Raw genomic sequence first — 8,838 nt, 5'->3', positions numbered from 1 at the left:
GTATTGTACAATACGCGAGCGGGGACGCTCGCACTACAATAAAAAAAATGCTTTTTACAAAACTGAGATGCTCCCAAATGATATCACTTCGTTCGCGTGCTTAAAGCGCACCTTACCCGTCTTTTATTGAACGCAACATTTGCTTGACCAGTTAATCGAAATAACCAAGTTATTGCTAATACAATTTAAGGGTAAGGTCGTTATTGCATTTTGAGATATGATATTTTATTATCACCCAAATTAGTTTTTTTTATGGGTAAATTTAGCACAGGGTTGGACACAAGAGTTTCAAGTCAGATGCCATCAAGTTCGACAGCATTATTATTAAAAGATTCTCTTTCTGTTATAATTATTACCCTCCTTATTACCTGATGATTAAGCAGTGTAGCCGATGCAGTTTAAAGGTAGCTCCGATCGCCCTCGGAAACCAGCAAGTGTCTCAGATCACAAGGCAGATCGATCGCCCTCACTGCCCAAAAACGTAAAATTATGTAACATTAAGTAAAGAGTTATCAAAGAACTCTTGCCATATCCGTAGAAAGTTATGACAACAAAACTAAGAACTACACACACAGAGAAAATGGAGAGAGACTTGCACCAGTTGAGGGCAGACCAAGAACTGATTCTCAATCAAGTAGACAATGCGATCGCTCTGTTCGACTCGTCTGAGTGCTTAGTTTTGTTTAACAAAAAATTGGCCGGAATCTGGCAACTGTCCCCAGAATGGCTGGAAACAAAACCGAAGTGCCACTTGCTGTTTGCGGAAATTGTCGATCGGGGTTACTTGTCCCTTCAGCAGTGGCAAGAGTTTCAGCAAGCACTCGAAAAATCTCAGAATGAAAGTTTATCATTTTATTTCGAGCAATCCAATGCGGTTTGTTTGGAGGTGTGCGCCACGATTACCAACAGCGGCGGACGGCTGTTTACCTTTAGAGACGTTACGGTATACCGAAACTCCCAAGCTAGCTTGAACGCAGAAGTCAGGCGTCTGAGCTTTCTTTTAGGTTTAACCGAACGCCTGCAAAAATCTGACAGTTTGCAAGAAATAGGTCAGTTTGCCCTCACCTATTTAGTAGAGGCAATGAATGCAGCTTTCGGAGATGTCAAGGTAATTAACGGCAAGGGAAACGATCGCCAAGCGTCGGGGATTTGCAACCAAGTTTCTAGTCAATTTTTGGCTACTTACGGGGAACCAGTAGTCGCAGGAATGCAAGAATTGCTCGACCAAGGCATTCCCTACGGCATCGGTTTGCTGTGGGAAGTGGTGAAAACTGGTAAACCTTTGCTTGTCGAGGATTATGGCCAACATCCCAATGCCGTGCCGGAATTTCGGCATCCGGGAATCGGACAACTGGGTATTTTTCCGATCGCAGCTACCAACGGCACGATCATCGGAGTGCTGACGCTGGAGTCCCGCAACATCAAAAAACTGCAAGCCGCCGTCCACCAAGAAGTGCTGGAGGCTGCTTGCCGGACTCTGGGGGCGGCGATCGAGCGGGCTCAAACACAAGAGAACCTGCGCCAAGTTAACGAAGAATTAGAGTATTCTTCTCAGTTGAAATCTGAGTTTTTAGCCTCAATGTCCCACGAATTGCGGACGCCTCTCAACAGCATTCTCGGCTTTTCTGACTTGCTGCTGCGACAAACTGCCGGACAGTTGAGCGATCGACAAATCAACTATGTAGAACTGATCGAAAAAAGCGGCCAGCACTTGTTGCAGCTAATCAACGATATTCTCGATCTTTCTAAAATTGAAGCGGGGAAAGTAGAACTAAACTTACAGCCGGTTCGCGTTCAAGAACTCGCCACAGACTGTATGAAAATGATGCAGCCACGGGCAGACAAAAAGCGAATCGGTTTGTCTTTAGAACTCGACTACCGTATTACTAAAGTTTTCCTCGACGAAAGGCGAGTGCGACAAATTGTGATTAATTTACTTTCCAATGCCATCAAATTTACCCCCGAACAGGGACAAGTTAAACTCAGCGGGCGTCTGGCCTACGGCAGTGAAATAGACGGCGACTACCGACCGGATTGTTCTCCTGTAAATGCCAGCACTCCTTATTTTTGTTTTGAGGTGAAAGACTCCGGCATCGGCATTCCTCAAGACCGCTGGCACTTGCTATTTCGACCTTTTCAACAGGTGGATTCTTCCCTGACTCGGCGGCACGAAGGTACAGGTTTGGGTTTGGCTTTGACTAAGCGTCTGGCAGAATTGCACGGGGGAACAGTTTCTTTTCAATCTGTTTGCGATCGGGGAAGTCTTTTCCGCGTTTGGCTGCCTTTGACGGAGATGCGTCAACAGTTGGGAAACTTTGCTTCTTGTGCTTTGGATACCAAGTTAGTGCCTGCTTCTGCGATTGCTTTACCAATTGGCAGGAAGCGGATTTTGGTTGTCGAAGACCAGCCTTTTAACCAAATGTTAATTTCTGAGGTGATGGAATTGGAGGGGTACGGGGTAGAGATACTCGCGGATGGGAAGGCGATGGCCGATCGTATTCTCGCCGCCTCAGCAGCCCCGGAGTTGCTGCCGCATTTGATTTTGATGGACATTCAGTTGCCGGATGTTGACGGCTTTGAGTTGATGCGCCGAGTTAAAGCAGATCCTGTCTGGGATTCGGTACCGATGATTGCGGTGACGGCGATGGCGATGCCCGGTGACAGCGATCGATGTTTGGAAGCTGGCGCTTCTGCTTATTTGAGCAAGCCACTGGATTTGAATTTGACGATCGCTACTGTCCGTTCTTTTCTGGGCTAACAATAATTATTTGCAGTTCCAGCACTGCAATTTATGATAATTGATAACAACAAAGGTTAAACTCAATAGTAGATAAATATCTAGATGACTTGCCCGCACTTGCCTCCCAAAGCCTGTTCCTACGAAAAATATCGAGTTTAGTAAGGAGAAATATACCAATCAACCAGTTTTCGAGCTTCCTCACGCGCAACTTCCGAGCTAAATTCGATATATTATATCATATTCCATGTCAAACAAGTCGCCCTGCATCATGTTGGTTGATGACGAGCCAGCTAATCTGACTTTACTGGAAGAGTTATTGCACCTCAAAGGATACGCTACAGTATCAGCGCTATCTGGCCATGAAGCGCTCTCGCTTGCCCGCGCCTCTCGACCCGATTTAATTTTACTAGATATTATGATGCCGGAGATGGACGGTTTTGATGTGTGCGAGATCCTGCGGAAGGATACGGCCTTGCAAACTGTACCGGTGATTTTTTTGACGGCCCTCGCTGACGATATGTCTCGCATCAAAGGGTTAGAAATGATGGCCGATGATTATTTGACAAAGCCTTTTAACAGTCGTTTATTGCTGGCAAAAGTTGAAAATATTTTGCAGTTGAGTCAAATGCGAGCGCAAGCTGTATCTTCCCAATTCAACCAGCAGGTAAAAGAGCAAAGCAAACGCCAAATCGCCGCAGCTTGGGAAGCCAACGAATATCTTTCAGAAAAATTTCAGCTATTTGTGCCAGAGCAACTTCTGGGACGAATTGCACCGCAAGGAATAGAATCTATTCAGTTGGGCAATGTCACAGAAGAAGAGCTGACTGTTTTATTTTGCGACATTCGCGGGTTTACTGCGATCGCGGAATCTCAACAAGCTCGCGAGACTTTTGAATGGTTGAACGCTTTTTTTACTAAAATGAACGAGTGCATCACGTCTCACGGCGGGTTTATTGACAAATACCTAGGCGATGCAATCATGGCAGTATTTGACCAGCAAAATTCTCACGCGATGAATGCGATCGAAGCCGCAGTAGCAATGCAAGAAACCTTGCAAGAATTTAATGCCAGTCGCCACCAATACAATTTAGAATCTCCCGTCAATATTGGTACGGGAATTAACACAGGTATCGGCATGATCGGCACTTTAGGTTCCGATCGCCGCATGGACTCTACAGTCATCGGCGATGTGGTAAATACAGCTTCTCGGTTAGAAAATTTAACTAAAATATACGGCTGCCAAATTATTGTTAGCGAAAATGCCATTGTTCATGCGAGAGAATTTCTAAATGGCATAAGTCTCAACTCAAACTCTAAAGAAAGTCTATTATTAAAGTGCGACTTAGAAGTGGAAACACAGGAGAGTATGATTTCTGCTTCTGGGGCGACTGCTGCTGACAGCCATTTGCCCCGCAACAATTATTACTATCGCTGGATCGATCGAGTAACCCCGCGCGGCAAGCAGGAAGCTATTGAAATCTACGAAATCTGGAGCGCCTCCTGTCCCGACTCTGAGGCAAAGCAGCTTACCCAGGGTTTATTTGACAAAGGAATTCAAGGATGGCAATCCGAAAGATTTGTCGCCGCCTTGGGATATTTTCAGCAACTAATCGAACAAAACCCGGCTGATACAGTCGTCAGTTTTTATATCAACCGCTGCCAGGAAAAACTAGGTTTTATACCTGTAAGTAACTGCTCAGAAATCAACTAAATAGAACCAGTTCGTACTGAGGATTTCACTCCTATTTTTTACCGCCAATAATGACTAAAGTCCTGGCTACCAACCTATACCAATTCTGAAAAGTAGGCTAGCATCTGTAGGGGCACGGCAATGCAGTGTCCGGCGCAGGGAGTAGGACACGACATTGCCGTTTAGGAATGAGAATTAAATAACTTACAATGCGTGATGGTTCTTGTGGGATGGGCGTCCCGCCCGTCCAGAAAGGGCGGGCGGGACGCCCATCCCCTACCCCCCACAAACTTGTGTAAATTATTTAATTCGCGATCCTTAGTGTCAACTTAACGTACAACTAATAGTCCGGCAGGGGTTGAAACAAGAACCTCAAAGCTAAAGTCCTCTTGCATAGGACTAATGAGTTCTTCAGTCCTCTTTGAGAGGACTTTAGCTATAAGCCCCGTGGAATTCATTCCCTGGCGGACAGAAGGACTGCGCCGACTGACAGCTTAAGTTGATGCCAATGGGCAATGCCGTTTCTCTACTTATCTACTAACCAATCAAAGCACTCTAATTGTAGACTATCAAACAGCCGTCAAAACTTGCTCTCTCAACTTCCCGATCAACTCATTCACCCCCCCCGCATTCAAACGGTAACTCAGAGGATGACCGATCAAATAAGCTGAACTTTCAAACAAAACATCAATTTCCACCAAACCATTTTCCCGCAAAGTTTTGCCAGTCGAAACCAAATCCACAATGGCCTCCGACATACCCGTAATCGGCCCCAATTCCACAGAACCGTAAAGCGGCACAATTTCCACCGGCAAATTTAAATTGTGAAAATATTCCCTTGCACAGTGTACGAACTTAGAAGCAACTCTACCGTGAGGAGGCAAATCCACAGTTCGTCGATAAGAACTAGATTCCTTCACCGCCACCGACAGCCGACACTTGCCAAATTTTAAATCAATTAAATTGGCAACTTTCGGCTTTTTTTCCCGCAAAACATCATAGCCAGCAATCCCCAAATCCGCTTGACCGTATTCCACATAAACCGGTACGTCGTGCGTCCTTACTAGCAAAGCTTTGGCAGTGCCGGTCGGGTCATAAATTTGAAGTTGTCGGTTAGAGGAATCGAGAAAAGCACTGAAGTCTAATCCAACCGATTTAAACAGCCGAATGCTATCTCCTAACAGTCCGCCTTTGGGAAGTGCAACAGTAATCATGTCAATTTTTAGAGTGTAAATTTCTAAATTTTAGAAGGGGGCGATCGCGGCGTAAGCAGAAACAGCTTTTACCAAACTCAGAATAACACATAGAGTTCCTAGCGAAAAATAAATTTCTGGTCTTGCTAGATCATTTGTTTGGGTATATATTATATTTAGTAAGTTTTTATTTCGTCACGTTTTTCAAGGGCGGTCGGTATGGAAAACAATCAAGAATTTGACGGAAATTTTCACAGTGTAGACCCGGATTCCCTGAAAAAGATTACAGTAGATGAAATCCTCTCAGGCGGTGGTGTAGAGAGGGAGGAAATGGACTATACAGTAGCTGTACCTAGCGCTAACCAGCCCAGGGTTCCCAGGGACAGAGGCTTCTCACTCCATGTGGAATCAAGCGTGTTCGATCGCGCCGCCCGATCGAAGTTTGCAGAAAAACGCGGAACGCTGGGAGGCTGTTAATGTAAAATGCTTGCAGAGGCTGGTGCAGACAACGCGGCGATCCTCTTCTGCAAGCTTCGCTAACGCGCGATAGCCATTGTGTGTCACGCTTTTGTGTATTCAACTCTAAAACTTAAAATTTAACGGGCGATCGCAAATAGCTGACAGCTAAACTATGACCGAATTGACACTTGTTATTGGCAACAAAAATTATTCCTCTTGGTCGCTGCGTCCTTGGCTGGCGATGAAACAAGCTAAACTTGAATTTGCCGAGGTGAGAATCCCCTTAGACTGGCCGACAACCCATCAGGAAATTCGGCGCTATTCTCCATCGGGAAAAGTACCAGTTTTAATCGACGGCGACCTGAAAGTGTGGGAATCTTTAGCAATTTGCGAATACGTTGCAGAACGCTTTGCTAATGATTTGTGGCCGGCCGATGTAGCGGAACGGGCGATCGCCCGTTCCATCTGTGCCGAAATGCACGCAGGCTTCCTAAATTTGCGCGCAAATATGCCGATGGACTGTCGCAACCGCTATCCGGGAGAAGGGAGGACTCCCGGTGTAGAAGCAGAGATCGATCGCATCTTTGCCATTTGGCGCGAATGCCGCCAAAAATTCGGAACAGGTGGCAATATGCTGTTCGGGAAATTCACAGTAGTTGACGCTATGTTTGCCCCAGTTGTGATGCGTTTTATCACCTACGGAGTCAAATTAGATTCAGTAGCAAAAGCTTATGCGGATGCGATGTTGGCCTTGCCTGCCATCCAGGAATGGGTAGCAGCAGCTTGCAGCGAATCGGAAAGTATTGCCCACTTGAAAAATTAGCAAAAATCAGTTTACTTAACTTAAAATCTCAAATTTTAAGTCTCAAATATGAAATCAGGATGCGGATTCTTTTAGTTGATGATGAAGTTGAGTTGACTGACCCTTTGAGTCGAGTCTTAACCCGCGAAGGTTATACAGTTGATGTGGCATTTGACGGAGCAAGTGGCAGCAATTTAGCAATGCAGGGCAATTACGATTTGCTAATTTTGGATTGGATGCTGCCGAGACAAACCGGACTCGCAATTTGCCAGAAGTTGCGATCGCAAGGACGGAATACGCCCGTGTTATTTCTCACCGCCAAAGATACCGTAGACGATCGCGTACAAGGACTCGACGCCGGTGCAGACGACTATTTAGTCAAACCTTTTGAACTGCGAGAACTGCTAGCCAGAGTCCGCGCCTTGCTGCGGCGGCCTCCTACTTTTGATGCCGAGGTTGCTGTCGGGCGGCTGCAAGTTGCAGATTTACAGCTAGACTACGACAATCAATTAGCTTATCGGGGCGATCGTACAATTGACTTATCAGAAAAAGAATGTCAATTATTAGAATACTTAATGCGCCATACCGGTCAATTGCTAACACACGAACAAATGCACCAGTATTTGTGGAGTGAAGCAGAAAAACCCAGCAGCAATGTATTAGCCGCTCAAATTCGCCTGCTGCGCCGCAAAATAGAAGCCCCAGGCGAATCGGTGCTAATTCACACAGTCTACGGCAGAGGCTATCGCTTTGGAGAAGCAAATTAGAAATAATAGACATTGTACAAAAATCCTTTTCACTTCTTCCCTCTTCCTTCTTCCCTCTTCCTTCTTCCCTCTTCCTTCTTCCGACGGACATCCGTTACATCCGTTACATCCGTTACATCCCGTACATTGCTCGTTGCCGAACTTCCCTCTTCCTTCTATCCTTTACATCCGTTACATCCGTTACATCCCGTACATTGCTCGTTGCCGAACTTCCTTTTTCCTTCTGCTATATTATCTATTATCGGGAAAGTGTGCACCCTAAACCCGCCCTTACAGATGTTGACAAACCAAAGTAATTACTGTCACCTCCGGCGGACAAAATAGCCTCCCTGGCGCATAAGTTCCCAAACCGCGATTCACGTACAGCAAATTACTCCCAACCTGATGCAAACCGCTAGCCCATTCCCAGTGAGTAACTACTCGATCCCAAGCCGACATAAAAGGAATGAACTTTCCGATTCGTTGAGGAATCAAAGAGCCAATTTTTCTGACCCAAGCGTACAAAGGGCCGATACCGGGAATAACGATTTGACCGCCGTGAGTGTGTCCAGACAACTGCAAATCAATCCGCCAATTTTGCAGCTTTTCAGCAGTATCAGGATTGTGAGACAAGACAATCCGAGGAATTGCGGGATTTATGGATGCCATTACAGGCTTAGGCGCAAAATCGCCCGACCAAAAATCTGCCAGCCCAACTAAAGCCAATTCTGACCCCAAAGGATAGATTGCTTCGTTGTACAAAACCCGAATTCCGACGCTATTTAAAGCATTAGCAACCTCTGTTTTTGCCCCCGGCAAATAGTGGTCGTGATTGCCCAAAACCGCGTAAATTCCCACTCGACTTTGCAAGTTTTTCAATCGCTGCACTAAGCCGTAAATAGGTGCGGGATCGTAGCTAATAAAGTCACCAGTTAAAAAAATCATGTCTGGTTCAGCTTCGTTGGTCGCAGCAATCGCCTCTGCTAGCAACCATTCCGACAGCCGCACCCCGTCATAGTGAAAGTCCGTAAGCTGTACAATTTTAGTACCGGATAGATTTGCTGGAAGATTAGCGATTGGTATAGTTAAATACTCTATTCGCAGTTTCCCAGTTAATAACCTGTGCATAAATCTAAAGTTTATTGATGACAAAGCGCCACCTCTAGCTTAGCAAATAAACGGGAGCATCTCAGTTTTGCATTTACAGT

General features: G+C 45.7%; 7 protein-coding genes. 5 read left to right on the top strand and 2 right to left on the bottom strand.

Annotated features, from left to right (window positions below; translation table 11 throughout):
• Positions 1-544 precede the first annotated feature (544 nt).
• On the top strand, positions 545-2,758 hold the full coding sequence (locus QUB16_RS22040) for an ATP-binding protein (protein ID WP_333319387.1): 2,214 nt from the start codon (positions 545-547) through the stop codon (positions 2,756-2,758).
• Between the two features lie 226 nt (positions 2,759-2,984).
• Entirely contained in the window at positions 2,985-4,451 is a 1,467-nt protein-coding gene (locus tag QUB16_RS22035) for a response regulator (RefSeq protein ID WP_333319386.1), read from the top strand.
• A gap of 548 nt (positions 4,452-4,999) precedes the next feature.
• Here the strand turns inward: QUB16_RS22035 and hisG are convergent.
• The gene (gene hisG, locus QUB16_RS22030) at positions 5,000-5,644 is read right to left on the bottom strand and encodes an ATP phosphoribosyltransferase (RefSeq protein WP_015174599.1); all 645 of its coding nucleotides are present in this window, start codon (positions 5,642-5,644) and stop codon (positions 5,000-5,002) included.
• A 198-nt stretch (positions 5,645-5,842) separates the two neighbouring features.
• Between hisG and QUB16_RS22025 the strand changes: the two genes are divergently transcribed.
• The 3 genes from QUB16_RS22025 (at position 5,843) to rppA (ending at position 7,651) form a co-directional block, all read left to right on the top strand.
• Positions 5,843-6,100, top strand: coding sequence for a hypothetical protein (locus QUB16_RS22025; RefSeq protein ID WP_333319384.1), 258 nt, complete (start codon positions 5,843-5,845; stop codon positions 6,098-6,100).
• Between the two features lie 154 nt (positions 6,101-6,254).
• Positions 6,255-6,905 carry a glutathione S-transferase family protein gene (locus QUB16_RS22020; protein ID WP_333319382.1) on the top strand — a complete coding sequence of 217 codons (651 nt, stop codon included), beginning with the start codon at positions 6,255-6,257 and terminating at the stop codon, positions 6,903-6,905.
• Between the two features lie 59 nt (positions 6,906-6,964).
• The gene (rppA, locus tag QUB16_RS22015; protein WP_333183449.1) at positions 6,965-7,651 is read left to right on the top strand and encodes a two-component system response regulator RppA; all 687 of its coding nucleotides are present in this window, start codon (positions 6,965-6,967) and stop codon (positions 7,649-7,651) included.
• A gap of 270 nt (positions 7,652-7,921) precedes the next feature.
• Here rppA and QUB16_RS22010 read toward each other — a convergent pair whose 3' ends face one another.
• On the bottom strand, positions 7,922-8,758 hold the full coding sequence (locus QUB16_RS22010; RefSeq protein ID WP_333319380.1) for a metallophosphoesterase: 837 nt from the start codon (positions 8,756-8,758) through the stop codon (positions 7,922-7,924).
• Positions 8,759-8,838 lie beyond the last annotated feature (80 nt).

This window comes from Microcoleus sp. D3_18a_C4, assembly GCF_036702415.1.
Lineage (GTDB): Bacteria > Cyanobacteriota > Cyanobacteriia > Cyanobacteriales > Microcoleaceae > Microcoleus.
Note: the sequence above shows the minus strand (reverse complement) of the source record. Positions and strands in the feature narration are given on the sequence as shown.

Coding starts and splice junctions, on each gene's coding strand:
- QUB16_RS22035 (WP_333319386.1), top strand. CDS start 2,985: ATGTCAAACAAGTCGCCCTGCATCATGTTGGTTGATGACGAGCCAGCT.
- QUB16_RS22010 (WP_333319380.1), bottom strand. CDS start 8,758: ATGCACAGGTTATTAACTGGGAAACTGCGAATAGAGTATTTAACTATA.
- QUB16_RS22040 (WP_333319387.1), top strand. CDS start 545: ATGACAACAAAACTAAGAACTACACACACAGAGAAAATGGAGAGAGAC.
- QUB16_RS22020 (WP_333319382.1), top strand. CDS start 6,255: ATGACCGAATTGACACTTGTTATTGGCAACAAAAATTATTCCTCTTGG.
- rppA (WP_333183449.1), top strand. CDS start 6,965: ATGCGGATTCTTTTAGTTGATGATGAAGTTGAGTTGACTGACCCTTTG.
- hisG (WP_015174599.1), bottom strand. CDS start 5,644: ATGATTACTGTTGCACTTCCCAAAGGCGGACTGTTAGGAGATAGCATT.
- QUB16_RS22025 (WP_333319384.1), top strand. CDS start 5,843: ATGGAAAACAATCAAGAATTTGACGGAAATTTTCACAGTGTAGACCCG.